25 protein-coding genes are annotated in these 24,272 nt (G+C 49.9%); 4 read left to right on the forward strand and 21 right to left on the reverse strand.

Annotation, left to right across the window (positions count from 1 at the left end; translation table 11 throughout):
* Positions 1 to 2: 2 nt before the first annotated feature.
* The 7 genes from PPG34_RS16650 to PPG34_RS16680 form a co-directional block, all read right to left on the reverse strand.
* Positions 3 to 515, reverse strand: coding sequence for an SH3 domain-containing protein (locus PPG34_RS16650; protein WP_313834568.1), 513 nt, complete (start codon positions 513 to 515; stop codon positions 3 to 5).
* Between the two features lie 78 nt (positions 516 to 593).
* Positions 594 to 2,291 (reverse strand): CHASE2 domain-containing protein, encoded by a 1,698-nt coding sequence (locus tag PPG34_RS16655; RefSeq protein ID WP_313834569.1) that lies wholly within the window; start codon positions 2,289 to 2,291, stop codon positions 594 to 596.
* A 670-nt stretch (positions 2,292 to 2,961) separates the two neighbouring features.
* Positions 2,962 to 3,783, reverse strand: coding sequence for a HEAT repeat domain-containing protein (locus tag PPG34_RS16660; protein WP_313834570.1), 822 nt, complete (start codon positions 3,781 to 3,783; stop codon positions 2,962 to 2,964).
* Between the two features lie 321 nt (positions 3,784 to 4,104).
* Positions 4,105 to 4,251 carry a hypothetical protein gene (locus PPG34_RS16665; RefSeq protein ID WP_313834571.1) on the reverse strand — a complete coding sequence of 49 codons (147 nt, stop codon included), beginning with the start codon at positions 4,249 to 4,251 and terminating at the stop codon, positions 4,105 to 4,107.
* Between the two features lie 59 nt (positions 4,252 to 4,310).
* The gene (locus PPG34_RS16670) at positions 4,311 to 4,967 is read right to left on the reverse strand and encodes a riboflavin synthase (RefSeq protein ID WP_313834572.1); all 657 of its coding nucleotides are present in this window, start codon (positions 4,965 to 4,967) and stop codon (positions 4,311 to 4,313) included.
* Positions 4,960 to 5,100, reverse strand: coding sequence for a hypothetical protein (locus PPG34_RS16675; protein WP_313834573.1), 141 nt, complete (start codon positions 5,098 to 5,100; stop codon positions 4,960 to 4,962). Before PPG34_RS16675 ends, PPG34_RS16670 begins: the two co-directional genes overlap by 8 nt.
* Before the next feature lie 34 nt (positions 5,101 to 5,134).
* On the reverse strand, positions 5,135 to 6,328 hold the full coding sequence (locus PPG34_RS16680) for an MFS transporter (RefSeq protein ID WP_313834574.1): 1,194 nt from the start codon (positions 6,326 to 6,328) through the stop codon (positions 5,135 to 5,137).
* 715 nt (positions 6,329 to 7,043) lie between these two features.
* On the opposite strand from PPG34_RS16680, the gene PPG34_RS16685 reads away from it, so the two are divergent.
* Positions 7,044 to 7,988: a sugar phosphate nucleotidyltransferase gene (locus PPG34_RS16685; RefSeq protein ID WP_313834575.1), complete on the forward strand. Its 945-nt coding sequence runs from the start codon at positions 7,044 to 7,046 to the stop codon at positions 7,986 to 7,988.
* A 70-nt stretch (positions 7,989 to 8,058) separates the two neighbouring features.
* On the opposite strand, the gene PPG34_RS16690 is transcribed toward PPG34_RS16685, so the two are convergent.
* On the reverse strand, positions 8,059 to 8,397 hold the full coding sequence (locus PPG34_RS16690; RefSeq protein ID WP_313834576.1) for an STAS domain-containing protein: 339 nt from the start codon (positions 8,395 to 8,397) through the stop codon (positions 8,059 to 8,061).
* A 186-nt stretch (positions 8,398 to 8,583) separates the two neighbouring features.
* Between PPG34_RS16690 and PPG34_RS16695 the strand changes: the two genes are divergently transcribed.
* From PPG34_RS16695 to PPG34_RS16705, 3 genes are read left to right on the forward strand one after another with little or no spacing between them, the layout of a single operon-like run.
* Positions 8,584 to 10,443, forward strand: coding sequence for a DEAD/DEAH box helicase (locus PPG34_RS16695; protein WP_313834577.1), 1,860 nt, complete (start codon positions 8,584 to 8,586; stop codon positions 10,441 to 10,443).
* Between the two features lie 19 nt (positions 10,444 to 10,462).
* Positions 10,463 to 11,530, forward strand: a complete 1,068-nt coding sequence (locus PPG34_RS16700; protein ID WP_313834578.1) for a DEAD/DEAH box helicase — start codon at positions 10,463 to 10,465, stop codon at positions 11,528 to 11,530.
* A 47-nt stretch (positions 11,531 to 11,577) separates the two neighbouring features.
* On the forward strand, positions 11,578 to 12,942 hold the full coding sequence (locus tag PPG34_RS16705) for a HEPN domain-containing protein (protein WP_313834579.1): 1,365 nt from the start codon (positions 11,578 to 11,580) through the stop codon (positions 12,940 to 12,942).
* Positions 12,943 to 13,298: 356 nt separating this feature from the next.
* Here PPG34_RS16705 and PPG34_RS16710 read toward each other — a convergent pair whose 3' ends face one another.
* The 13 genes from PPG34_RS16710 to radC form a co-directional block, all read right to left on the reverse strand.
* Positions 13,299 to 13,667, reverse strand: coding sequence for a gamma-butyrobetaine hydroxylase family protein (locus PPG34_RS16710; protein ID WP_313834580.1), 369 nt, complete (start codon positions 13,665 to 13,667; stop codon positions 13,299 to 13,301).
* 5 nt (positions 13,668 to 13,672) lie between these two features.
* The gene (gene recO / locus PPG34_RS16715) at positions 13,673 to 14,548 is read right to left on the reverse strand and encodes a DNA repair protein RecO (protein ID WP_313834581.1); all 876 of its coding nucleotides are present in this window, start codon (positions 14,546 to 14,548) and stop codon (positions 13,673 to 13,675) included.
* A 39-nt stretch (positions 14,549 to 14,587) separates the two neighbouring features.
* A complete protein-coding gene (mgtE, locus tag PPG34_RS16720; RefSeq protein WP_313834582.1) occupies positions 14,588 to 16,024 on the reverse strand; it encodes a magnesium transporter in 1,437 nt (478 codons plus the stop codon).
* Positions 16,025 to 16,031: 7 nt separating this feature from the next.
* Complete coding sequence (gene era, locus PPG34_RS16725; RefSeq protein ID WP_313834583.1) at positions 16,032 to 16,919, reverse strand: GTPase Era; 888 nt, start codon at positions 16,917 to 16,919, stop codon at positions 16,032 to 16,034.
* 148 nt (positions 16,920 to 17,067) lie between these two features.
* Complete coding sequence (locus PPG34_RS16730; protein ID WP_313834584.1) at positions 17,068 to 17,400, reverse strand: FtsB family cell division protein; 333 nt, start codon at positions 17,398 to 17,400, stop codon at positions 17,068 to 17,070.
* A complete protein-coding gene (eno, locus tag PPG34_RS16735; protein WP_313834585.1) occupies positions 17,397 to 18,692 on the reverse strand; it encodes a phosphopyruvate hydratase in 1,296 nt (431 codons plus the stop codon). The genes PPG34_RS16730 and eno overlap by 4 nt, the downstream gene beginning before the upstream one ends.
* A gap of 148 nt (positions 18,693 to 18,840) precedes the next feature.
* Positions 18,841 to 20,271: an Asp-tRNA(Asn)/Glu-tRNA(Gln) amidotransferase subunit GatB gene (gatB, locus tag PPG34_RS16740; RefSeq protein WP_313834586.1), complete on the reverse strand. Its 1,431-nt coding sequence runs from the start codon at positions 20,269 to 20,271 to the stop codon at positions 18,841 to 18,843.
* Positions 20,268 to 20,594 carry a YtxH domain-containing protein gene (locus PPG34_RS16745; protein WP_313834587.1) on the reverse strand — a complete coding sequence of 109 codons (327 nt, stop codon included), beginning with the start codon at positions 20,592 to 20,594 and terminating at the stop codon, positions 20,268 to 20,270. The genes gatB and PPG34_RS16745 overlap by 4 nt, the downstream gene beginning before the upstream one ends.
* Positions 20,595 to 20,598: 4 nt before the next feature.
* Positions 20,599 to 20,985, reverse strand: a complete 387-nt coding sequence (locus PPG34_RS16750; protein WP_313834588.1) for a DUF948 domain-containing protein — start codon at positions 20,983 to 20,985, stop codon at positions 20,599 to 20,601.
* A 14-nt stretch (positions 20,986 to 20,999) separates the two neighbouring features.
* Complete coding sequence (gene gatA, locus PPG34_RS16755) at positions 21,000 to 22,469, reverse strand: Asp-tRNA(Asn)/Glu-tRNA(Gln) amidotransferase subunit GatA (RefSeq protein WP_313834589.1); 1,470 nt, start codon at positions 22,467 to 22,469, stop codon at positions 21,000 to 21,002.
* A 77-nt stretch (positions 22,470 to 22,546) separates the two neighbouring features.
* A complete protein-coding gene (gene panD, locus PPG34_RS16760; RefSeq protein WP_313834590.1) occupies positions 22,547 to 22,903 on the reverse strand; it encodes an aspartate 1-decarboxylase in 357 nt (118 codons plus the stop codon).
* Between the two features lie 18 nt (positions 22,904 to 22,921).
* Positions 22,922 to 23,215, reverse strand: a complete 294-nt coding sequence (gene gatC, locus PPG34_RS16765; protein ID WP_313834591.1) for an Asp-tRNA(Asn)/Glu-tRNA(Gln) amidotransferase subunit GatC — start codon at positions 23,213 to 23,215, stop codon at positions 22,922 to 22,924.
* Between the two features lie 228 nt (positions 23,216 to 23,443).
* Positions 23,444 to 24,136, reverse strand: a complete 693-nt coding sequence (gene radC, locus PPG34_RS16770) for a RadC family protein (RefSeq protein ID WP_313834592.1) — start codon at positions 24,134 to 24,136, stop codon at positions 23,444 to 23,446.
* Positions 24,137 to 24,272: the final 136 nt, after the last annotated feature.

The raw sequence follows: 24,272 nt of genomic DNA on the forward strand, positions 1-24,272 counted from the left end.
TATTACTTTCCAGCAGAATTTTCGAGAAGTTCCACCCGCAGTGATTGCAGCCCACCTTCTTTGGCAAACGATTGGGACTCCTGAACCGATGTGGCATACGTTTTGAGTTTGGAGAATTCTTGGGCATTATACGTGGCGCCCTTCAACTCTTCTTCGCTTAAGCCACGGACACCGGTGGCAGCCACCACATTGCCTTTCCCAGATCGGCCAGTGGCCAATCCCAAGACGCCAGAGGCTTCAGTGACGGCCGAAGTTTTTCCAGCGGATGCGCCACGACGGACAAACAGCATTCGCACCCACCCCGTTTTCCCCTTGGCGGTGACCTGCAACCATCCACCCTTTCTCCTTCCGATGTCGACCGAATCCCCAGCCTTCAAGGATGCAATCTCTCGAGCATCGGCAAACGGTTCATTCAGCACCTTACAGCTTCTCACAGCCACACCACTTTCAGCCGCCAAAGCGGAAATGGAATACCCTACACACATGAACAATAGGAACCCTAACAGCCACCTCATCGTTCGATACCTCCTTACCACTCTAATCAACTTACTTCGCCTTTCGCAGCAACCACACGAGGTAGACTCCCGTTTCATTCAGGAGACCTGCCGCGTTTCCTGTTCTCTCAAATCGAGCATGCTCTTCATCACCAGGTGTTGCCATGCTTGAATCCGTCCCTTTTCCTGGCCATAGGGCAAAGCCCCCTGACAAAAGCCAATGCGCCAAACACGATGCTCCTTTGCACAAAGTGCTTGGGCCTCTTCCTGAACCAACGCACGCGTGGTGTTCCCATCGGTCCTGGGCACCCATTGACCATTCTTCACGGCACTCTCCACATAGTATATCAAGAACATGTCATGATAGGCTCTGCCGATTCCCGCGGGCTTGCGGGGAAACGCCTCGACTGTGAATCCAGGCTTTCGATTATTCAGATCGCGCTTAAAAGCAGTGAGAAAGTGGGATTCTGAAGCTTCCGGTAAATCCTCGACATGGAGCACCATGATTTCAGCATGCTGCCATCCGTCAACACCTTCTTCGACATTGAGCCAGACATATTTCTCCATGAGTGTGGCTTCGGCATAGGCATACACCCGTGCAAGGGAAAAATAAATCAACCCGGTGGTGATAGGCGCCGTCAGATCCACATAAAACGTGGAAAAGTTCAGACTGGCAAAGGTGACCCCAATCAAACCAGCTTGCGAACTCGCAAAAATGCCATCAATCCACTTCCGGTTCACGCCCGTCATAAACGCAAAGGCCGTTCCCCAAATAAGACCCAGAGCCAATAAAGTAAACATCCAGGGATTTTTCACCTGCGTGATCCAATCCCCGTTTTTCAGATTATCGATGGCGGTCGCCAGGATTTCCACGCCAGGATGAATGCGTGCCATAGGTGTCGGTTTCGTATCAAACAGGGCTGAAGCCGTAGATCCAATGATGACAATCTTGCTGGTAAATTCGTTAGAAGGCCGCTGGCGGTCACGACGCAAGAAGTCCTGGAATACTTCGCTGAAACGAACGGATTGAAAGGCTCCAGGTTTCCCGCGCCAATTTAAAAAGACATCCTGTTTTTGGGGTAATGTCCATCCCTGCGTATCGCCAATCTTCGCCGGCAACGACGGAATGCGCCACCCATGGTGATTTCGGAAAATGGGATACTGCCGAACAATACCGTCCCGATCAGGATAGACATTGTTTGTACCGATTCTGCCGCTGGCCAAAATCCCCGAAAAGGAAGGCAAGACCACGGCCATACCTTTGTCTAACTGCGATTGACCTGGGATAGTGCCCATACCAGGTATCATCCCAGGAGTAACTTGGCTGGCATCATCATTCTGTGGAGCCAATCGCAGCATGGGGAAAAAAGTGTTGGGCCACATTCCCACCACCTCATTGAAATATGCATCTGAGTCCGGGTTGTAGATATCCGGATCGCTGAACAAAATATCAAACACCACAGCCTCAGGTTCTTGTTCCTGAAGGATTTCCAGAAATTCCGCGAACACCTGGCGTGGCCAAGGCCATCGCCCATAGTCCGTCGCCATGGCGGCCAGGCTTCCTTCGTCGATATCAATAATCACAATGTTCGAATCAGCCTGGTGAAAGAGCAGACGATTTTTCATGATGACATCGAAAGTTTTCAACTTCATCCCGCTGACCAATTGGGTAGACCCGGCATCCAGGATTACCAGCAGGCTACAGAACACGGCTAGATAAAGATAAAACCGCCCCTTGGACCTGGTCACATAGCGGTAGCCGATCTGAATGAGTTTTTCCACGGAAGAATGCTTCATGGATTATCAGCTTACCTTACTTCCAAAAGATCAGAAAGGGCTGAATCGTCTAACGCTAGAGGAAAGACTCAGGATAAACTCCGCAAGTTCCTAAGCCATTATATTCAGGGTTGAGCGGAGGGAGCCCATGGGGCTGCGCACGGAAACCCATGGTTTTAAGCACTTTTGCCGAAACAATCATGCCGGAGAACGCCTATCTAATAATACACGTTAACAGCATACGCCAAGGTTAAGCGTGCAAAACCAGGACGCGACTAATTTTCTATTTTACGATCTTGTGTGGATTTCTGTTTGGGCAGGATTTATCACTGCACCGATTGGGGATGGTTTTTGTGCCCTTCACCATGAGGGCGCCACATTTATTTCCATTTCGAACATATTGGCACTTCTTCCCTGTCGGACACGTTTCAACGTAGAAATTGCACCCTTTGGTTGTGCATCGATAAATTGGACCAAAACGTCCACGTGCTGGATCAAGTGTTCCTTTTCGACATTCAGTGCATTTCACCCCCGTCGGTTCCAAATCACGCAACCTACATTCTTTCGCCATTATTCACCTTTCCAACAGGAAATGCCCTGCCCCCCAGCAGGGGAGCTTCAACGTTCGTGAAAATTTACACATTGAAAAAAAGAAATTTTGAGTGTTTGTGGTCAGACGCCAGAGGAGGTTCTATCGAAGGTCCTCATCTTCAGCATTGGAGTCCACCTCCTGCAAAATACTTTTAGCCAACTCGACCACTTCGGGATCAGAGTCATGCAAGGCATTTTGCAAGATGGTTTTGGCGGCTTCTTCGTCGCGGGAGGCCAGCACCACAATGGCTTCCATACGCCGTTCGGGATTGGGATCGTCGGTCACCATTTTCGCAATTTGATCGATGGGAAGAGGGCCTTCGGTTTCCCCTAACAATTCCAAAGCCAATTCGCGCACCTCTGGGCTTTGATCGTTCAAAGCATCTGCAAGGGTCGATATGGCGATTTCTTCATTCTCGTTACTCAGTAATTCTAATGCCGTGGCCCTTGCCTCCGGATCCTTACCATGAAGAGCCTGATATCGAAGATCTTCCCCAGAAATTTCCGGCTGTTCTTCTAGTTCTTGCGGAGGCGTCTCTTGCTTTCGTTCTCGCCACTGCCCACTTTTTGGAGACTCACCCCGCGCCCACACATAGAGGTCGCGATCGGTCAGCACATAATTTGTATTGGCAAGCAGTTTAGCCAAACCTTCACGAAAAGGAACATCCTTCAGGGTCAAGGTCACAAGCATCTTTTCAAGATCCGGATCCACATGGCTGGTGAGCAATAAGATTTGTGTGACTCGCTCTACCACTTCCACCAAAAGCGCATCATGCACGTGCATGGTCAGGTGATCCTGTATCACTTCAATATTCATTTCAGATGCCGCGGCATACACCATGCCCTCCCGGCTGGTAATCCCCCAAACCACCGCCGTCACCAGCAGGCAAAGACTCATCGATTGTAATAGTTTCTTATTCATGGGAGGTTTCTCTTTGCCCAAACAAGGCTTGTTACGCAAGAACCATTGCAGAATCCACCTCTTCTCAGATAAGGCTGATTCTACCATTATCGATGCGCACCCGACATCCCCTCATTCTTCGGATACCTGACAAATGCTTATAACAACATTGCTTTTGGGTGTTTAAGCCAGAGCAATTTTTTTTGGAACACTACAAGCAACAACCAGGTCTAAGATTGTGCCTTCTTAGGTAATGAGCAAAAAAACCGACGAATAAAGATTTCCTATCAAAGGCAGGCTGAAGACTTTCGAATCAGGCGATAGGCAGAAGAGAGTTTATTTTTAGCGTTTCTTCACCATGGGCTCACAGGTCACCCAGGTGGCACAACTCCATTCATAGAATTGCACGATTAGCCAAAGGGTCAGAGGAATGGCGACGGCCACAAACATGGCAAAGAGTAAGGCGCGTACTGGAACAGAAAGTTTCATTTTAGATTAGGATATGAACAGTCTACCGAGGAAGGATGAAAGACAGGCATTCTCCACAATTAGAGCAGCCCCCGTTTTTCCAAATATTCCCGGTCAATGATCGTCGTTGGTTTTTGCGGGAGTTGTCCGGCATTTTGCATCAACCGCTCTACATACTTTCCAATTAAATCCGCTTCTAAATTTACAGATTCGCCAGGTTGTTTGATGCCAAGCGTCGTCACCTTGGCCGTATGAGGAATAATCGCCACAGACACTGACTTTTCCGTAACCTGGTTAATCGTCAGGCTCACGCCATCAATAGTGATTGATCCTTTTGGAATACAGTAGCGCAGAATATTGTCCGGGGCTTCAAACATCAGCAGCGTCGCATTACCCTCTGGTTGGCGTTCTCGCAGAATGCCAATCCCTTCAACATGCCCAGAAACCAGATGCCCGCCGATTCGGTCATTCAACTTCATGGCCCGTTCGAGATTGACGGGTGCCCCCGCTGTTAAACTTCCAATATTCGTCACGTTCAACGTCTCAGTCGAAACATCGACCACAAAATCTCGGTCGTTCACATCAGCTGCGGTTAAACACACCCCTGAGACACTCACACTTTCTCCAAGTTTCAGACCTTCTAATATCGTCTCAGCAAAAATGGCTAGCCGAGCCCCACTCAAGTTGCGGTCGAAAGATTTGACCACTCCCATTTCTTCAACAATCCCGCTAAACATCCCGATGTTCCTTTTTATTTTTATCCACAAAGACCATCTTCACGACCCAAAAAAACACCGCAATCAACACGACCACGCCACAAGCCGCGAGTACCCCAATTACCACATCACCGGAGGTCATTGCCTCTTCCATCTCGCCCAATCCTTTCTTTCCCCCAAAAGCCAGGTCATACTGGCTGCACTGCGGAAGACCGGTAGGTCATGAGCCAAAACCCCCAGGCAGCCACAAACTGAAGCCCCCCCAACACCGTGAAGGCACCAGTATAACTGATTGTCGCCACAAGCACACCCGCCAGGACCGGCCCACCGGCATGCCCCATATCCATAATCGTCCCACGCAATCCCATACCCGCGCCAATATTCTCCGGTGCCGCGAGGTCGGCGATAAACGCAGCAGAAGATGAGGTGATCACTGCCTCGCCAAAGCCAAACCCCGCCGCGAGACCGAGGAGGGGTAGAAATTCCGTCACGTAGGGCAGGCTCATGATCGTGACCCCACAAATGACAAGACCCAAGGTAATGAGTGGGCGTCGTCCGACCTGATCCGAAACTCGCCCCATCACCGGTTTCGATAAAAATGACGTCAAGCCTTGAATGCCAAATAATAATCCACTGTCCGTCAAACTTAAACCAATGGAAAGCGCGTACAAAGGCAAGAATGCCATGAGCGTCCCACTCGCCATCATTTTAGCGGCTTCTGCCAAACTGGTCATCAGCATTTGCGAATGACCGATCACCGTGGACAAACCCCGCTGCAAATCGGCCCACACTTCGCGAGTATCTTTTTGAGTCATCGGTGTTTCTTCTGGATACAAAAATAAAATAATCACAAAAAGGGCGAGCGCAACCAGACCGAATCCACCACCCGCAAGAAAAGCCTGAGTAAACCCCGCGGTATCGACCAGCCATCCCCCGAGCATCGGTCCCAATAACGCGCCACCCTGCGCCGCAGACGTATACCACCCCAACGCGGCCCCACGCGTCATCGGGTACATCGACGCCACTGAAGCCAGCACCAGAGGAGTAAACACGGCAGTCGCCAAACCATGAATCACCCGCAACACCGCCAACGTTTCGAGGTCCGGCACTAAGGGATAGGCAAACGGTGGAAGGGCAAAGGCTAACACTCCCACCAACATCAGGCGACGCCGACTCACCACATCTGACAGCGCCCCCATCGGGAGCTTGAGGAAGACCCCAGTTAACGTCGAGGCCGCGACTATAAACCCTACGGCCACAGGCCCCGCGCCTAAAGATTCTGCAAACGGCGCTAAGGCGGGCATGCGCACGAGGTTGTAACTCATAAATGAGCACAACCCAACCCCGCACAAGATAAGAAACACGGGAGTCGAAGGCATCATCGGCTCGCAGCTCCCGACGCACACGACGAACGAATATGGAAAGAGTATCCTGACAAAAGATTCATACTTATGGAAGGTAAGTGGTGAGTTAAAAAACCCGTGGAGAAATTAAATGGGTAAGGTTAACCAGGAGCGGAAAATCATACAAGCCGACAAATGAGTGTCTCAAGAAAAGACGCTATCACTGGTTTCAAAAACCTGTCAAACACAGGTCAGTTAACCGAACCGGTAATTCCAGATCTCCAACGGTCAAAAGCAACCACTCTCCAGAGGAAACATCCATTCAACGAAATAGTACTTTCACATTCGACAAACTTCCTCCTGAATGGACAGTTTTGCCAATTTTTCAAAATTTCCTTGTTCTACAAAATATGGGTCAATTGATAAAGCCAAACCCTACAGATTGAGGTCAAACAGTTATAAACCCTTCAAAAGATCTTCGTACGTACCTTTACCTCAGGATTTTTATCTTGACAAAATTTAGGCATTTCAAGATCATCCGATTTCTTAAAATCCTTACACTATTTTTTCATACTGTGCCCTGTACGTTTCTATGCTGATCGTCCTTATTCTTACTCATCATTCATGGATTGTTAGTTCAGGAGGAACTCGATGATTTCGAATCAATGCCGTCTTGATCCTTCTTGGACTGGAACCTCAACTCTGATGTTAGGACCGTCACGAAGTTTCACGAACGACCAAGGAGGGTCACAGCATGGCAACCGCTGTCAGCAGAAACGGACAAGTATGGTCTATTATTCTCGCGGGAGGTGAAGGAAAACGCCTCACCCCCATGGTCCAACAATGGTTGGGCCAAGCTTTACCAAAACAGTACTGTGCCTTTGTTGGAACACGCACCATGTTCCAACATACACTGGATCGGGCACAACAAGTTTCGTTTCCTGATCATACCGTCACCGTCATTGCCCGCTCCCATGGCGAATATGCGCTCCCGCAATTCGGCCATCGGGCTTCCGGCACCGTCCTAATTCAGCCTGAAAACCGAGATACCGCAGCTGGTATTTTTCTTCCGCTCACCTACATCCGAACGCGTTCCCCTCATGCTATTGTTTCAATTTACCCTTCGGATCATTTCATTTTTCCAGAAGCGCCGTTTGTCGAGGCCGTCCAACATGCCACCTGGACAGCCCAACGATTTCCCGAACGGCTCGTGTTACTCGGCATTGCCCCAGATCAAACCGAATTACAATATGGATGGATCCAACCGGGACATGAGCTCGGCCACGTTGAAGGCCATTTGATCCGAGCCGTTGAGACATTTGTGGAGAAACCCAACTATGCGGAGGCCCTCGCGGCCCAACACTCAGGCGCCCTGTGGAATACCTTCGTCGTCACCTGTCGAGCCAGCACCTTGTGGGAATTGGGATGGCGTTGTGTGCCGGAATTAATGCCGCTGTTCGATAAATTGAGTCGGGCCATTGGCACATCTCAGGAAGGTCATGTTCTTGACCTCATCTATCAGCACATGCCGAAACGAAATTTTTCATTCGACCTCCTTCAGAAAATCCCGGAACGCATTGCAGTCATTGAAGTCAAAGACGTGTTGTGGAGTGATTGGGGACACCCGGAACGCGTGCTCTCCACACTTCGGCAAATCGGGAAATCGCCTCGCTTCCCTGCTCATTTAGTGGAAGCGTAGGAGAAGAGACCTTGGGGGTTACAGGAAAATCTAACCAAACGGCATTAGGATTGTAGACAACTGAAGATGGTTAGGCCACCGCCGATTCAAAGGCTTCTTGCTCGGTGGCGTAGATGGGAACCAGGGAAGGAATATTGAGATTGTCCAATAAGGCTTTGACATGCCCCCGAGGCTGCACCCAACTCATTTTTCGTTGAAGCCCGGTAAACTGCACGTAGGCAAGCACTAAAAAACCTAGTCCCGCACTATCAATAAAGGAAAGCGATTGGAGATTGATGACGAGATGGTCGTGTTCCGTTAAACAACATTGCTTCATGATGGCTTTGAAGTTCCATCGAGCAGCTGAATCCAACCGACCATGAAGGTCCACGACTGTAGCTTCTTTGTGGGCCCTGACTACAACTTCCATTTTGAAAATCTCTCCCCGTTGGGGTGTCTTATCGGTCGTAAGACTGGGAAACTTTACTAGGGAAATAACCCTAATAATTTTATCTTAAAATTTAACTCAACTCATTATCCCGTTTTAGTAGTATTGATCTCATTACAAACGATCTTTGTACTTCCCACCAGATCTTGTTAATATTTTCTTCGATTCATGCCGCCAGCCATACACCCAGTTGATCTCATCCAGGTTCTCCGTTTTAAACACCTTACCCCAGCTATTGTCTTTTTTACCTCACGCCGAGCCTGTGATGAAGCCATCGATAGCTTCGAACACCGCCACGTCCCTCTCCCCCCAAAACGAACGGCGGCCATTCAACAAGCCTTAGCTCCGATCATCACCGAATACCCGAGCATTGCCCAACACCCATTTATTCCCATCGTGGAACAGTACGGAGTGGCGGCTCATCACGCTGGACACCTGCCTTCTTGGAAAATTGCCATCGAGGAACTCATGCGAAAGGGATGCCTCGATGCCGTGTTTGCGACCACCACCCTGGCAGCGGGAGTAGATTTCCCTGCACGCACCGTTGTGGTGACCCAATCAAGTGTGCGCAAAGCTCGCGACTTCATGGACCTGACCGTGAGTGAGATTCAACAACTCGCGGGGCGCGGAGGTCGGCGAGGAAAAGATTTCGTTGGATTTGTCGTCATCACGCCCTCGCCCTATATCGACATCGGACACTTGGCCAAGGGACTCACCGGAAATCCTGAACCCATCGACAGTCAATTCGTGATTTCCTATCCCATGGTCTTGAATTTACTCAAAGCCCACACCATCGATCACATCCAACCGATTTTAGAAAAAAGTTTTGCGCAGTTTCAGCTCAACCAACGAGCCAATACCTTCGAAACGAAACTCGATGGCATAGAGCAACAGCTTACAGATTTTGGTCAACGCGAATGCGCGGATTGGATTTCTCAATGGCAATCATTTGAACTCGCCAAACGACGTCGATCGCATCGGCACATCAAGGTTCCCTACGAAACCCCTGAAGTGAATGCGCGCCTAGCCTTTTTGACACCAGGACGGGTCGTGGGACTCTCCAAGGAAAAAGCCATTGTACTTCGGCAATATCGGAGCAAGGGCCAGGCCCATGCCATGCTCACTGTCATCCGCAGCCGTGGACGGCTCGTCGAATATCCCGCAGGGTCGGTCACGGAAGTGTTTGATCAAGTCATTGACATTGCCGAAACTCGCGCCTTTCCATGGTGCACAACTGCCAGCTTGGAACATGCCATCGAAGCAATCGACGATCTGCCAAGCCGGCTGCGCCCATTGCCCATTCGGGTGGAGGATGACGCCACCGACAATCCAATTCTCACCGAAACCTTGAGCGATGAATTTCCCTGTCCAGCCTGCCCTTCACGACAGGCCTGTCGGAAGGATCATCCACAAGCCATACGCCTGCGACAAGAAGAGCAACGACTCACGAAAACCATTCATACCCTTCGCACGGAACTCTGGCACAGCTTTCAACAGCACATCGAAATCTTGCAAAAGTTTGGCTACCTCACCGCAAGCTGCCAACTCACCGCCGATGGCGAATGGGCGCGTTTCATTCGTATCAATCACTCATTGCTGCTCACCGAACTGATTCGCATGGATGCCTTCAATGGAATCGAGCCCGCTCTCTTAACCGGGGTGCTGGCGAGCATTGCCCATGACGACGACAGGCCAGGATCCTTTCCACGACGAAGCACGGGACTCGGTACGGTTTTGAAACAAGTACGAACCGTGGCACATTCTCTGGCAGCATACGAAGATCCTCCCCTGCTGCGTTCCGACATTGCCGCTATTGCAGAGATTTGGGTGGGGGAACCCCACCTGCCATGGAGCAACTTGATCCGCATGACCTCCATGGCCGAAGGAGATATTTATCGCATTCTGGCCCGCACGTTGGAATATCTTTCGCAAGTGCATAGCCTCAAAGCTACGCATCCGAGCCTTGCCGAAATCGCCGACCAAGCCATGAACCTCATGCGGCGGGATGTATTAGAGGAATTACCGTAGAAAGCAGCGAACACACCACATGACCAACGACGAACTCTTACGACAACTCTACGCATTGCCAGTCAGGTTATTGCACCGATTAGCGAAAGGGCGAATCCCACGCTATTTCCGGATGGGCAAACATCGAATTATCCAAACGTTGCTCGACCTTCCCCCCAACCAGCGGACCAAACTTACGGTAGAGGTGGAAGGGTTGACTCAAGAAGCCGCTCAACCTCGGCCACCCAGAACACGCCCAGTACGATCAACACCCAATGTCTCACCTCCAAAACCCAATCCGCCCGCTCCACCCAAACACCACATATCTGAACATGCGCTTGAAACAGCTGTTACCACGGAAGCACTACTGGAAGGCATTGGTGTGCCAACGAAAAAAGAGTTCAAACCCGACCCTTGGCAAGAAGAAGCCATAGAACAATTAGCCGCCAACGATGTCATTGTCAGCGTACCGACCGGCAGTGGGAAAACCTATGTGGCGGTCGAAGCCATGCGACGGGCTATTGAAGCAGACCGAACCGTAATTTACACCTCACCGCTCAAAGCCTTATCGAATACCAAGCTCACAGAGTTCTCCCATATTTTTGGGGCAGATCAGGTCGGCATTCTTACCGGTGATCGTCGCGACAATCCGCAAGCTCCCATCCTCATCATGACCACCGAGATCCTTCGCAACTTGCTGTACGATGCCGCTAGTGGAGAAATCGATTTGCGAATCGACACCCTAGGCTTGGTCATCTTGGACGAGTCGCAGTTTATCGCCGATCCCGAACGCGGAGTCGTCTGGGAAGAAACGATCATCTTTTGCCCATCCCAAGCACGGCTTTTGTTACTCTCCGCCTCTATCGGCAACCCCGATGAAATCGCTGCCTGGATTACCTCTATCCGATCGACACCCTGTCACCTCATTCACCATCGCAATCGATCCGTCCCTCTTCGCGCCGCCTACCTCGATCCCTCAGGCAAACTCTCGCCTTTGTTCCGCACCAAAGACATCACCCACGGCAAGGGCTTCACCATCCACCCCGAAACCAAACGCCTCTTCACCGACTACGAACACCACACCACGGGGCCACGGTATAGAAGATAGAGTCTAGAGAAGAACTACCTCCTTTTTTTATTAAAATAGAGGTTGATATGGATACATTAAGACCCAAAACAGATTGCGCAGAAATCCTGGGAAAAATTGTGGAAGCAAATGAGTATCTTGTACTTGAAGTTCGCCAAAAGTGGGGGCATTTTGGACAAGCTCCATTAACCCTAGCTATTTCACTAGAAGAAACCCCGCCTGACAAGTTGAACGATCCGCTCAAACAATTAAGAGATTTCTTTCTAAGTTCTTCGCAATATAAGCAGTTAAATATTCGATCCTTATTGGATCAAATATTAAACCAAGAACCCCATTTGAAGGCTTGCTGCCTTAATGCCAAGGGAATGGCTAAAGCTATTGAGGTATTAAAAGACTCGGCACTTAATCAGATGACCATGTCTTGGAATGAGGGTGGGAAAAAAGCGGCAATAGGATGGCTGACAGCAAAACTCTTTGAGCAGGAATACCAAGAGGAACATTATATCCACCTCTATAATCTCCAACTCGATATTTCGCCAGTGCGGATTCAAACGATGAACATGGAACTTATTAAACTTGCAGACCATGAAATTCCTCAGCTTATTGGGGAACAACCCCCCATAAGTTTTCTTCATAATTCTTCGACCGGCAATTGCTTTTTAAAGAATGTGAACAAAGGTCCAGAAGGTGAAGGAAAAAGTTTTGAGGATTCTTGGAAACTAGCTTGGGAAATAGTGCAGACCCTTATTTATCTGAGACATGGAACCGTTGATCTGGATTATGGAGCTATCTGGTACAGGCCAGATTGGGTTAACCAAAAAAGAAGATTCGGAATTTCCATCAGAGGGTTGCCGAGGCAAGACCAACAAGCAAGTCCATACTACCTCCGACTTGAAGATCTTGATACCTTCAAGAAGTACTCAATAGCCTATCAAAAAATACAACATCTATTGGCTGATACATCTTCGACACTGAGAAAAGCAACTGAACTTGCTGGAGACTTTTATGAAGGGCACGTAAGAAGAAATAAATTAGAGGATCAGCTTATCGACCTTACTATTTCCTTGGAAGCCTTGTTTTCCCCTGGTGACAGAATGGAGCTGGGATTTCGAATATCCCAACGAACTGCTACCCTTCTAGGCAAGACACCAAACGAACGAAAGGAAATTTTTCAATTTATCAAAGATTGCTACTCCAAACGATCTACCCTCGTCCATGGAGGAAGGCCACCATTAACTACTGCTGTAATTTATACTTTGGCTAATTATGTTAGAGAAGCCATTCTACGACTAATTACTTTACAATTCAGAGAATATGGAAGTAAAAAAGAGGTTGAGAAAAACCTTGATGATTGCGCCTTTGATAATGAATTAAGGGAAAGGCTTCAGGCCATTTCAGACTACAATGTTGCTATTCAAGAACTTGCGAGTTAATTGGAAATATAAAATGAATGGAAAGGGGGATTAGAAGTTAAGATCTCTTTACTCCCCGCATTGGGCGCGGCGGAGCCGTAGTATCGAATTCGACTTTCTGGCGAGCATTGTCTGAGCGAAGCGAGTTGCGCAGCCATATAATTCGATACGAAGGCGAAGGAACCCGTAGGGCCGCGCACAGGCGGAAATGGTTTTGGGTCCTTTTGCCGAAACAAAAGGACCTCGCCTGCAGGGACGAAACCCCGCTTTTAAAAAATTTTACTTTGAGTTTGAATGAATACTTTGGAAGATTTTGATAGGAGGAAGACTCTACCCCACCTACCCTCCCCTTACAAAGGGGAGGAAGGAAGGTATGATTACATCAAACGGCGGGAGGACAATTTCTTTTTCGCCTCTGGCTCTTTATTCGGCACACAAATATCGCATTGGCACATTTTGCGAAGATTGCCGAAGGTGTAGAGTCCCGTATCATGTCCATCACTCCAGATAAACCGCAGCGCATAATGTCCCACAGGTTCAATGTCCTTGAGCATCATGAGCAATGGGACGTCTTCGTCTTTGAGTTTCAGTTCACCCGTCCATTCATCCGTACAGGCCGCACAGGGACAATGCAGTCGTAAATAGCGAACGGGATACACGCCCTTATGCCCATCACTCCATTCGATGCCGAAGACTCCCTTTTCGATCCAATTCATATCTTTGGGTTGGATTGTGTCATCACTCATTGTCTTTACGCTCTTTCCACAACAAAATTTTCATTTACTTTGCCATACACCGGCAACGGTTCGGCAGCCAAGAAGTCGATGGCAGGTAACCGTTTGCCGACCACGGCTCGGGCGTAGGTATCAATAATATCTTCCAACTCTCGTCGCATAGAACCTTCGGCTTTAAGGCGCAAGGCGACGGAAAACTTCGTGCGACGCGCTTGCTGCACGAAGGCCACACTGCCCGGGGACATCTCCAAGCAATAATCCCAACTGGCTTGATCGCACCCCTGACACACCAGGCCACCCGCGGAGGGTGAAAACCGTGGTGCCCGTGTCCCAAAATCCTTGCCACACGAAGCGCAATGATCGACCTGCGGACGAAACCCGGCATGTGAGAGCACATGAATCTGAAAAATGAGCGTGGTCAGAGAAAGATCTTCCTGCTCTAGCAAAGATCGCAAACCCTCGCGAAGCGTGTGAAACAATTGGTGACTGGGATCTCGATCCGCCGTGATAGCATCCACCAAGGAGACCATGCGCGAGGCTGCCGAAATTCGCGCTAAATCTTCGCGCAATCCCGAAAGATCTTCCATAATATGAATAGCGCTGACGGTGGCTAAATTATCATGCCGACGGTCGAATAACGTGAGGTTCACGGAGGTAAAGGGTTCAAGCGCGCCGCCAAAGCGATTTTTCATCTTCCGCGCCTCGCGCGCAATTCCTCGCACCTTTCCCAACTTATAGGAAAAGAAGGTTACGATGCGATCGGCTTCTCCCCATCGGATACTTTTGAGCGCTATGGCGTCGGTGGTGATATGGGCCATAAGGAAAATTACAGGATGTTGAAAATGGTTCGTCCAGCAAGGCCGACCAAAGGTCTGCTCAAGCCGCTTCGGCAAAGCCAGAGAACGCCATTGGTAGACATTTGGAACATCCTATTACCGGATATACTCAACCATGATTGTTGCGAGCCCAAGATAAATGGTCACACCCGTGATGTCCATAGCCGTCGTAATAAACGGGCCTGCTGCCACGGCAGGATCGATTGTACACTTTTTCAACAACAACGGCGTTACGGTGGCGAGGCTTGCGGAAATCAGAAACGTCAGCAGGATGGAAGCCCCAACCACGAGGCCGAGGAATCCGCTTCCTTGCCACACCCACCCTGTTATCAACAGCAAGGTTCCACAAATTAAACCAAGAAACAATCCAATGCGTAATTCACGAAACACGACTTTCCACAGATCACTCAACTCGACGCGCCCCGTGGCCAATCCACGAATGATGAGCGTTGACGATTGCAGCCCTAAATTTCCACTCATCGCAGCAATTACCGGAATAAACGTCACGATGGCCACCACTTCTTGAATGGTGAACCGAAACCACCAGAGAATGGCTCCGGACGCCAAACTTCCTACCAAGTTTGTAAACAACCAAGGCAGACGATGGCCAACGGCTTGCATACTGGTCGTATGCATTTCCGCATCTTCCTCAGCCGCGCCCGCCATTTTTAACATATCTTTGGTATCTTCTTCCCGTATGACGTCCACAATATCGTCAACAGTAATAATGCCCACCAATCGTCCACCCTCCGCCAACACAGGAATGGCTAACAGGTTATAGTTGGCCACCTGTCGCGCCACTTCTTCTTGGTCCGTATCGACGGTCACGCTGAGCACGTCCCGCATGAGCATGCTTTTTAACGGGGCTGTGGGGGCCACAACCAGCAGTTCTCGTAACGATACAACCCCAGTCAACCTTCCCTCTGCATCGGTCGCATAGATATAAAACACCGTCTCCGCTTTGGTGGCCTGTTGCAAACGCTGGATCGCTTCTTGAGCCGTCGTTTCTTCGGGGAGGGCAAGAAACTCCGTGGTCATGATGCTGCCCGCCGTTCCCTTGGGATAGGCCATCAAGTTGACCACTTCTTGCGATTCCTCGGCCTTCATCAAGGTCAAAATTTCTTGCGCGCGCTCCTCGGGGAGCACCCCTAAAATGTAGGCCACGTCGTCGGCGGGTACCGAGCGCAACATCCAGGCAATTTCGGCAGGATGCTGATCTGCGAGGATTTGCGGAATCATTTCCTTACTCAGCTCACTGACCACCTGCCCTTGCTCGGCAATACCCTTGACCAGCTCAAAAATGGTTTGGCGTTCCTGCGGCGTATCCAAATGCACGATGACCCTGGCGATATCTGCCGGATGCAATCGATTTATCAAATTTGTCAGGTTGGCAATGGCTCCTCGTTTGAGCAACCGACGAACGGAGAGAAGGACCACGTCAAACTTGCGTTGTTGACCGTGTTCCGTTGGCAAAACCTCAGACTTGGCGCTATCGCTAACCGAGGATTCTGTGATGTGGGCAGGGTCCATCATCGTAAGTTCAATACCCTAAATCGATCAGTAAACTTTCATTATCTCGCCAGTTTTCCTTAACCTTCACATGCAGATCGAGAAAGACCTTCACTCCCATTTCACGTTCAAGATCTAGTCGTGCCGCAGTACCAATTTCTTTAAGTCGAGACCCACCTCTTCCAATGATAATCGCTTTTTGCCCAGATCGTTCAACCATAATGGATGCCGAAATCGAATACAGCTTCCCCTTCTCCACAAATTCATCAATGCGCACGGCCACAGCATAGGGCAATTCCGCTTTGGTTTGTTCGAGAACTTTTTCTCGAACGGTCTCTGCCGCCAATCGTCGCAGGGACTGATCGGTGACAAAATCCTCGTCGTAGGCTCCCCCTTGATCGGGAAATCGAGCAAAGGCCAGTGCCCGCAAACGATCCAAATTTATCCCTGTCTTCGCAGACAACGGAATTATTTCCGTCCATTTTCCCAACGACTGGTACGCATCCATCACGGGAAGGACCTTGGGTTTGGTGATTACATCGATTTTATTCACCAACAAAAACACTGGCAGCTCCTCTGCCCCTTTATTCATCGAAAATACTTGATCAATGACAGCCCGATCGCCCGCACCTGGCATCTTTCTGCCATCTACCATGACGGCCAACACATCCGCCTCTTCAATCGTATCTAAAGCCGCACGGACCATACGCTTATTCAACCGGTGCAATGGCCGATGCAATCCCGGCGTATCCAACAATGCTAATTGCCCTTCAGGGAAATGGGCCACGCCCAGTATACGCGATCGCGTGGTCTGGGGTTTATCCGACACGATGGCAATCTTTTGATTGACCAGCGTGTTCACGAGGGTGGACTTTCCGACATTCGGACAGCCCACAATAGCCATGGTTCCAAATTTCATAGATCGTAACAGGGGAAAATCTTCGTGAAGGAACGACACAAGGGGAAGGAATAATCGTATCAATCTTTGATCAAGTACTCATCGATTGCTCCTTCCCGCAGTCAGGTGGACTCTCGACCCATCCACAATGTGCATACGCATGAGCCAGTTACTGTGCCTCCACCAATTGATATACCACCTCACCTTCCTTCACATACCCTAAACGTTCCCTTGCCAGTTTCTCAAGCGTAAACCGATCATGCTGGACAAGATGAATTTCCTGCTCGAGCGACGCATTGGCTTGTTGGAGTTGGGCAATCTCTTGGTTCATTCGCTCCAATTCATCCGCCATTCGTAAAGACTGCGTAACCTCCGCCCCTTCAAGTAACCACATGGCCAGCAGGGCAATACCCACCGCCAAAGCCAAAGGCCGTTGCCAGGCTCTGGGAATGGGTATTTTCTGCGGGGTATTGGCCACCCGTTTACAATTCGCTCGAATCAACAGCTTCCGCTCCTCGTTTGAATCGCTTGCCGCCCCCGATATTGCGCGGCCTTTCCCAATTCTTCTTCGATTCGCAACAGTTGATTATATTTTGCGAGCCGATCGGTTCGGGATAACGACCCGGTTTTGATTTGTCCCGCATTGAGCGCCACGGCCAAGTCCGCAATCGTCGTATCTTCGGTCTCGCCCGATCGATGGGAAATGATCACACCGTACCCCGCCCGCTTCGCCATCTCTACGGTTTCAAGGGTTTCAGTAAGGGTGCCGATTTGATTGACTTTAATCAGAATGGCCGTTCCGGATTTTTCTCGAATCCCCTTGGCCAGGTATTCTACATTAGTCACAAACAAATCATCCCCGACCAATTGCACACGATTACCCAGCCGATCGGTTAATTGCTTCCATCCCTTCCAGTCGTCTTCGTTCAGTCCATCCTCAATCGAAACAATAGGATACCGGTTCACAAGCCCCTCGTAGAATTCGGTCATCTGTAAGGCTGACTTCGCCACACCACCTTCGGCCTGCAACACATAGCCCTTTTTTCCATAGAACTCACTAGCCGCCGCATCCAGTGCCAATACCACGTCCTGACCAGGTTTGTAGCCTGCCTTTCGAATCGCGTCGGTAATCACCGCTAGGGCATCTTCGTTTGATTTCAACGCAGGAGCAAATCCGCCTTCATCTCCCACGGCAGTGCTCAAACCTTTGGCCTTTAAGACGGCCTTCAAATGGTGAAATATTTCCGTGCCCATGCGCAGGGCGTCACTAAACCGTGACGCACCCACCGGCATAATCATAAATTCTTGAAGATCTAGCCCATTATCCGCATGGGAACCTCCATTGATGATATTCATCATCGGGACCGGAAGTTCCCGAGCATTGGCGCCTCCAATATAACGATACAACGATTGCTTGGTTTCCGCCGCCGCGGCACGAGCCACGGCCAACGAGACTCCCAACAAAGCATTGGCCCCAAGGCGAGATTTGCCTTTGGTCCCATCTAAGGCAATCATGGCCGAATCCACCGCCGTCTGGTCCAGCGCATTCATCCCCTTTAGCTTGGGGGCCAGTGTTTTAGAGATACTCGTTAACGCTTTAGTCACGCCTTTCCCCAACCATTTTTTGGGATCTTTATCTCGCAATTCTAAGGCTTCACGGGTACCGGTTGAAGCTCCGGAGGGAACAGCGGCTCTGCCCCATGCACCACTGGACAATTGCACATCGACTTCTACCGTCGGGGTCCCGCGCGAATCGAGGATGGCACGACCTTTCACATCTTGAATTGCACTCATTCAGGATTTCCTTGTCAGGCGAGAATGAACAATGAAGTATCCCCTCAAGGAAAGAAGGGTGTCTGGGCCCATCATACTAATTTTCTGGCTTTTGACAAGACAATTTGTACAAGGAAACGTGCAGACAGAGGGGAATAAAGAAGTAATCTTAGGAAGACAGGGCGCGTTTGAGGAGTTCGTTGACTTTCTGAGGATTGGCTTTTCCTTTTGAAGTTTTCATGACTTGTCCGACAAAAAATCCTAGCACGGCGTCTTTTCCACTTCGGTACTGCTCAACTTGAGCAGGGTTCTTGTCTACCACCTCTTGGATCATGTGTTCCAAAGCCCCCTCATCGGAAACCTGCTGCAGACCTTTTTCCTCAACCAATTGGGTCGCTGATTTTTCGCCAGCGTACAGTTCCGGGAAAATTTCCTTGGCGGCTTTTAAACTGATTGTCCCGTTATGAACCATTTGTAAGAGTTCCACTAATCGATCCGGGGAAACCGGAGAGGATTCTACTGCCATTCCAGCCTGGTTCAGTTCCCGCAATAATTCGCCCATGATAAAGTTACTGACGAGTTTGGGTTCCGCAAAACGCTGGACACAGGATTCAAAATAATCAGCCAACGCGCGCGAGCTCGTCAGCACTCCTGCGTCATACTCCGGTAAGCCATGCTCTTGGATAAAGCGTTGCTGGCGGGCTTGAGGTAACTCTTGCAACGTGCCGCGAAGCTCCTCGATCCACTCCTCGGGAATTGACAAAGGCAGGAGATCGGGATCGGGAAAATAGCGATAGTCATGCGCCTCTTCCTTGCTGCGCATCACGGCCGTTTGGCCGAGATCAATATTCCATAGTCGTGTTTCCTGATGAATCTTTCCACCTTCGGTTAATACCTTCGTCTGCCGCTTAATCTCATATTCCACGGCATCTTTGACATTTTTAAACGAATTGATATTTTTTAGTTCGACTTTTGTGCCGAAGGTCTCCGAACCGACGGGACGAAGTGAAATATTCGGCTCACACCGTAAATTCCCCTCTTCCATATTCCCATCGCACACATCGAGATAGACCAGGGCATCCCGAAGAGATTTTAAGTAGGCCACCACTTCATCTGCGGATCGCATATCTGGATCGGTCACGATTTCCAGTAATGGCGTGCCTGTCCGATTCAAATCGACATAGCTCTGCCCGCCTTCATTCGCATGAATATTTTTCCCGGCGTCCTCTTCTAAATGAGCGCGACAAATCCGAACTCGTTTGGATTCGCCATTCACATTCAGATCAATCCACCCATGTTCACAAATGGGTTCTTCATATTGGGAGATTTGATAGCCTTTGGGCAGATCAGGGTAAAAATAATGTTTTCGGGCGAACACATTGGTGGTCCGAATCGAACAATTCAATGCCAGACCTGTTCGAATGGCCATCTCCACGGCACGTTTGTTGATAACCGGCAAGGAACCTGGCAATCCCAGGCACACGGGACAGGTTTGAGTGTTGGGCAGATGGCCAAATTCCGTCCCACACCCACAAAACAGTTTAGATTGCGTCCGAAGTTGGGCATGAACTTCGAGACCTATGACGGTTTCAAAGGTCACAGTGGCGTATTTGGTTCATCACGGGAAGAATTCCGTAAAGGCCGCATCGCCTCTTTTCCAGCATCCACCGCATCCTGCACCACGGAACTGGCTTCGGACATAAAATCGCGGCTTTTCTCCACCACGTCTTCCCAGGTATGGGTGGCTTTTTCTGAAAAATCTTTGAAATCGTCTCCCGCCCGACGAGCAGCTCGCAATAATCCCTCACGCGACTCCCGTCCAGATTGCGGGGCCAATAAAAAGGCCGTGGCGGCGCCCAAAAGAATTCCGCTTAAAAACGCCAGTGCCACACTTCCTGCTGAAGCTCCGTTATTCCCACTCATAGTTCTACCCTCCTTCTTTATGAACCCGGTCTTTTATGGTTGTCGCTGCGGCTCTCATTCCGGAAAAGACTCGCGCGAGCTTCATCCCCACCGCAACGCCCTTCCCTCTCACCGCTCCATGAACTTGATGTACGGTCTGTCCGACCTCTCCAATAGCATTCATGAGCACCGAGGCCCTATCCACGCCAGCCTTCGCTTGAATGGTCATTGCATGAACATTCTCACTTGTGCCTTTCAACTCTCTTAGCAATCCCGGTAACTCATTATTCAATTGTGCCAATAATCGTTCGGACTGGGCGACTGTTCGACGCAACTGCACCACGGTCGGAACCAGATACCCCACCAACACCAAAAAGGCTACAGCAATTACCACCGCCGCAAAGTCAATCATGCATCACCCTTTCATTAGCGGATCGCCGGCCGTTTTTTTCGCCAATTCGTGACCAGTTCGTATGCACGCGCAGCGCGCAACACGGTTTCCTCTTCAAAAGGACGGCCCATGAGCTGCAATCCTATTGGAAGCCCCTGCTGGCTGAATCCACATGGAATTGATATGGCCGGAATTCCGGCCAAGCTGGCTGAGATAGTATACAGATCTGACAAATACATTTGTAAGGGATCTTCGATTTTCTCTCCCAACTTGAATGCCGGCGTCGGCATCACTGGTGTGACGAGCAAATCAACTTCGTCAAACACTCGATCAAAATCTTGCGTAATGAGGGTTCGCACGGCCTGAGCCTTGGCATAATAGGCATCATAATATCCGCTACTCAACGCATAGGTGCCAAGCATCACGCGGCGTTTGACTTCTGGACCAAACCCCTCCTGGCGGGTTTTCCGATACATTTCTAACAATTCCTGGCTATCCTTGGCACGAATCCCATATTTGACACCATCATAACGAGCCAAATTGGAACTGGCCTCAGCCGTGGCCACGATATAGTATGTCGCCACCGCCACTCCGGTGTGGGGTAGCGATACATCCTGAATTTTTCCTCCGAGTTGCTCAAGCTCCTCGATGGCTTGCCGAACAGCCCCTTCCACTTCGGAGTCAAGCCCTTCTGCGAAAAACTCTTTCGGGATACCAAACTTGAGTTTTTTAACATCTTTTTTCTTAAACGCTCGAGTAAAATCCGAGACTGGCACATCGGCCGTTGTCGAATCCATGGGGTCTTGTCCAGCCAACACATTGAGCATCATGGCTGCATCATAAACATCTTTGGTGATGGGACCAATCTGATCGAGCGAGGAAGCGAAGGCAATTAATCCATACCGGGAAACGCGGCCATAGGTGGGCTTGAACCCCACGACCCCGCAACATGCCGCTGGCTGCCTGATTGACCCCCCCGTATCCGTCCCAAGCGCCGCGGCACATTCATCCGCCGCCACGGCAGCAGCAGACCCACCGCTGGATCCCCCCGGCACATGACTGAGCTTCCAAGGATTTCGGCTGGGCCCAAAGGCGGAATGCTCCGTGGAGGAACCCATCCCAAATTCATCGAGATTGGTTTTCCCAATCGAAAAAAATCGATGTTCACGGAATTTGGAAATCACCGAGGCATCATACGGCGGTTGGAACTGCCCCAAAATTCTTGACCCACAGGTCGTCGGCAAATCCGCAGTACAAATATTGTCTTTGATGGCAATGGGCATGGCCATGAGTGGCATAGTTTTCCGCCACGATTTGAGTTCATCATCGATTGCTTGGGCCTGAGTCAGAATTTGCTCTTTGTCATTCACCGTCACATAGGCTTTTACTTTAGATTCGACCACACTTAATCGAAGGAAATACGATCGTGCGATTTCATTTGCGCTTACATCGCCACGGGTAAACGAATCTTGTAATTCCTTGAGGGTTAATTTGAATAATGACATGGTAGGACTAACAACAACGTACGGATTGAGAATTCACCACAGAAGACTTGTGTCCCCAGACCTGCAAAGGAAGGCCATTACGGCGTGTTGGTAATTCGGTTCTGCGAATCCACTTGTATGACCTTGGGATGATGACGCTTTGCTTCTTCGTCGTTATAGTATTCATAACAGAAAATAATGACGCGATCCCCGATTACGCCCTTTCGCGCCGTTGGACCATTGAGCACCACCTCACCTCCGCCGCGCTTACCGTTGATCGCATAGGTGGTAAAGCGTTCGCCATTATTCAAATTTGAGACCATCACGAGTTCATACGGAAGGATGCCCGCGGCATCGAGGAGGTCTTCATCGACCGTTAAACTGCCTTCATATTCCAAGCATGCGTCGGTCACCACCGCACGATGAATTTTAGCCCGCAACATCTGACGTAACATTCGTCTATTCCTTCTCGTTCAACGATCGCTAATAATTTTTGGCACTTGAAACAACCCATCCTTCGCAGCAGGAGCATTCCCCACGGACTTGTCTTGGGGCAAGGATTCGCGCACCTCGTCGTCTCTCAACACATTGGCCTGACTCACGACGGAGGCCATCGGGCTTACCCCATTGGTGTCTACCTGATTGAGTTCTTCCATATAGGTCAAAATACTGCTGAGATGTTGACTCAATTGATCCTTTTCCCCCTCGCTCACTTGAATCCGTGCGAGATCAGCCACATATTCTACTTCCTGTTGACTAAGTTTCATTAGTCACCTTCTTCCCTTCAGGCTTTCGTTCAACCCAGTTGAGCCTTCGAAACCTCAGTAGTGTGGGTATTTGACCATGAATATATAGAAAAGGGCAACGATTTGAAAAGCCGCACTTGTAGCATGAAGCCCGAGCTAAAATCTACTAAAACGGCCCCCAGTCTCATTGCTCCTTATTCATCAGAATTCGTTGGTCACGATAACTCTGGCCTTTTCAGGTCAGAATTTTTACGCTATCCATCCTTCATCCGCAAAAGACACAAATCGCCCATCACCAATAACGACGTGGTCCAGAACTTGAATCCCCAGGATGTTTCCAGCTTCCTGGAGACGTCGGGTAAGGATTCGATCCTCGCTACTCGGCGAGGGGTCCCCGCTGGGGTGATTGTGAAGAAAAATGACTGCCGCGGCTGATTCACGTACGGCTTCGTTGAAGACCTCTCGGGGATGCACGAGACTGGTGGTGAGACTGCCTTCCGACACTGTCAGATCCCGAATCACGGCATGTTTGGCATCCAATAAAATCACCTTAAATACTTCGTGCCGCAGGTCACGAACCAGGGGATAGTAATGTTGAAACACGATTTGGCTATTCGCGATCTTGGTTCCGGTCGTCAGTGGGGTAGAAAGCACCCGCTTACCTAACTCAATTGCTGCTTTTATTTGTGCGGCCTTAGCCGGACCAATCCCTGGAACCGCACAGAGCTCTTCGAGGGAACGATTGGCTAATCCCTGCAATCCTTCCAAATGGTGAAGGAGATCCATTGCCACCTGGACCGCTGAAAAATCTTGCCGACCCACGCGAAGAAGAATTGCCAGCAACTGCGCATCCGATAAACTTGCCGGGCCTGCCTCTAATAAACGTTCACGAGGCCGTTCAGATTTCGGCCAATGCGCAATGCCCCTAGACTTCTGATTCATCAAGAAAGACCTCGCCAGTTAGGTATCCTCGAATCTTTCGCCTCAGTAATACTTGTGACCTTTCGGGGTATAAAAATATCAGAGACAAAAGTCCACAAACAAACACTTGGTCCCAACAAACCTCGCCTCACTACAA

It is taken from the genome of Candidatus Nitronereus thalassa (genome assembly GCF_032191465.1).
Taxonomy (GTDB): domain Bacteria; phylum Nitrospirota; class Nitrospiria; order Nitrospirales; family UBA8639; genus Nitronereus; species Nitronereus thalassa.

What these genes read in the sequence shown, in the direction of transcription:
- PPG34_RS16745 (WP_313834587.1), bottom strand. Translation starts at nt 20,594, where the DNA reads ATGAGTGGGAATAACGGAGCTTCAGCAGGAAGTGTGGCACTGGCGTTT.
- PPG34_RS16680 (WP_313834574.1), bottom strand. Translation starts at nt 6,328, where the DNA reads ATGATGCCTTCGACTCCCGTGTTTCTTATCTTGTGCGGGGTTGGGTTG.
- mgtE (WP_313834582.1), bottom strand. Translation starts at nt 16,024, where the DNA reads ATGATGGACCCTGCCCACATCACAGAATCCTCGGTTAGCGATAGCGCC.
- PPG34_RS16650 (WP_313834568.1), bottom strand. Translation starts at nt 515, where the DNA reads ATGAGGTGGCTGTTAGGGTTCCTATTGTTCATGTGTGTAGGGTATTCC.
- PPG34_RS16655 (WP_313834569.1), bottom strand. Translation starts at nt 2,291, where the DNA reads ATGAAGCATTCTTCCGTGGAAAAACTCATTCAGATCGGCTACCGCTAT.
- gatA (WP_313834589.1), bottom strand. Translation starts at nt 22,469, where the DNA reads ATGTCATTATTCAAATTAACCCTCAAGGAATTACAAGATTCGTTTACC.
- radC (WP_313834592.1), bottom strand. Translation starts at nt 24,136, where the DNA reads ATGAATCAGAAGTCTAGGGGCATTGCGCATTGGCCGAAATCTGAACGG.
- PPG34_RS16705 (WP_313834579.1), top strand. Translation starts at nt 11,578, where the DNA reads ATGGATACATTAAGACCCAAAACAGATTGCGCAGAAATCCTGGGAAAA.
- PPG34_RS16665 (WP_313834571.1), bottom strand. Translation starts at nt 4,251, where the DNA reads ATGAAACTTTCTGTTCCAGTACGCGCCTTACTCTTTGCCATGTTTGTG.
- PPG34_RS16700 (WP_313834578.1), top strand. Translation starts at nt 10,463, where the DNA reads ATGACCAACGACGAACTCTTACGACAACTCTACGCATTGCCAGTCAGG.
- PPG34_RS16685 (WP_313834575.1), top strand. Translation starts at nt 7,044, where the DNA reads ATGGCAACCGCTGTCAGCAGAAACGGACAAGTATGGTCTATTATTCTC.
- era (WP_313834583.1), bottom strand. Translation starts at nt 16,919, where the DNA reads ATGAAATTTGGAACCATGGCTATTGTGGGCTGTCCGAATGTCGGAAAG.
- PPG34_RS16660 (WP_313834570.1), bottom strand. Translation starts at nt 3,783, where the DNA reads ATGAATAAGAAACTATTACAATCGATGAGTCTTTGCCTGCTGGTGACG.
- panD (WP_313834590.1), bottom strand. Translation starts at nt 22,903, where the DNA reads ATGTTACGTCAGATGTTGCGGGCTAAAATTCATCGTGCGGTGGTGACC.
- PPG34_RS16710 (WP_313834580.1), bottom strand. Translation starts at nt 13,667, where the DNA reads ATGAGTGATGACACAATCCAACCCAAAGATATGAATTGGATCGAAAAG.
- gatC (WP_313834591.1), bottom strand. Translation starts at nt 23,215, where the DNA reads ATGAAACTTAGTCAACAGGAAGTAGAATATGTGGCTGATCTCGCACGG.
- PPG34_RS16675 (WP_313834573.1), bottom strand. Translation starts at nt 5,100, where the DNA reads ATGGAAGAGGCAATGACCTCCGGTGATGTGGTAATTGGGGTACTCGCG.
- PPG34_RS16670 (WP_313834572.1), bottom strand. Translation starts at nt 4,967, where the DNA reads ATGTTTAGCGGGATTGTTGAAGAAATGGGAGTGGTCAAATCTTTCGAC.
- PPG34_RS16690 (WP_313834576.1), bottom strand. Translation starts at nt 8,397, where the DNA reads ATGGAAGTTGTAGTCAGGGCCCACAAAGAAGCTACAGTCGTGGACCTT.
- PPG34_RS16695 (WP_313834577.1), top strand. Translation starts at nt 8,584, where the DNA reads ATGCCGCCAGCCATACACCCAGTTGATCTCATCCAGGTTCTCCGTTTT.
- PPG34_RS16750 (WP_313834588.1), bottom strand. Translation starts at nt 20,985, where the DNA reads ATGATTGACTTTGCGGCGGTGGTAATTGCTGTAGCCTTTTTGGTGTTG.
- eno (WP_313834585.1), bottom strand. Translation starts at nt 18,692, where the DNA reads ATGAGTGCAATTCAAGATGTGAAAGGTCGTGCCATCCTCGATTCGCGC.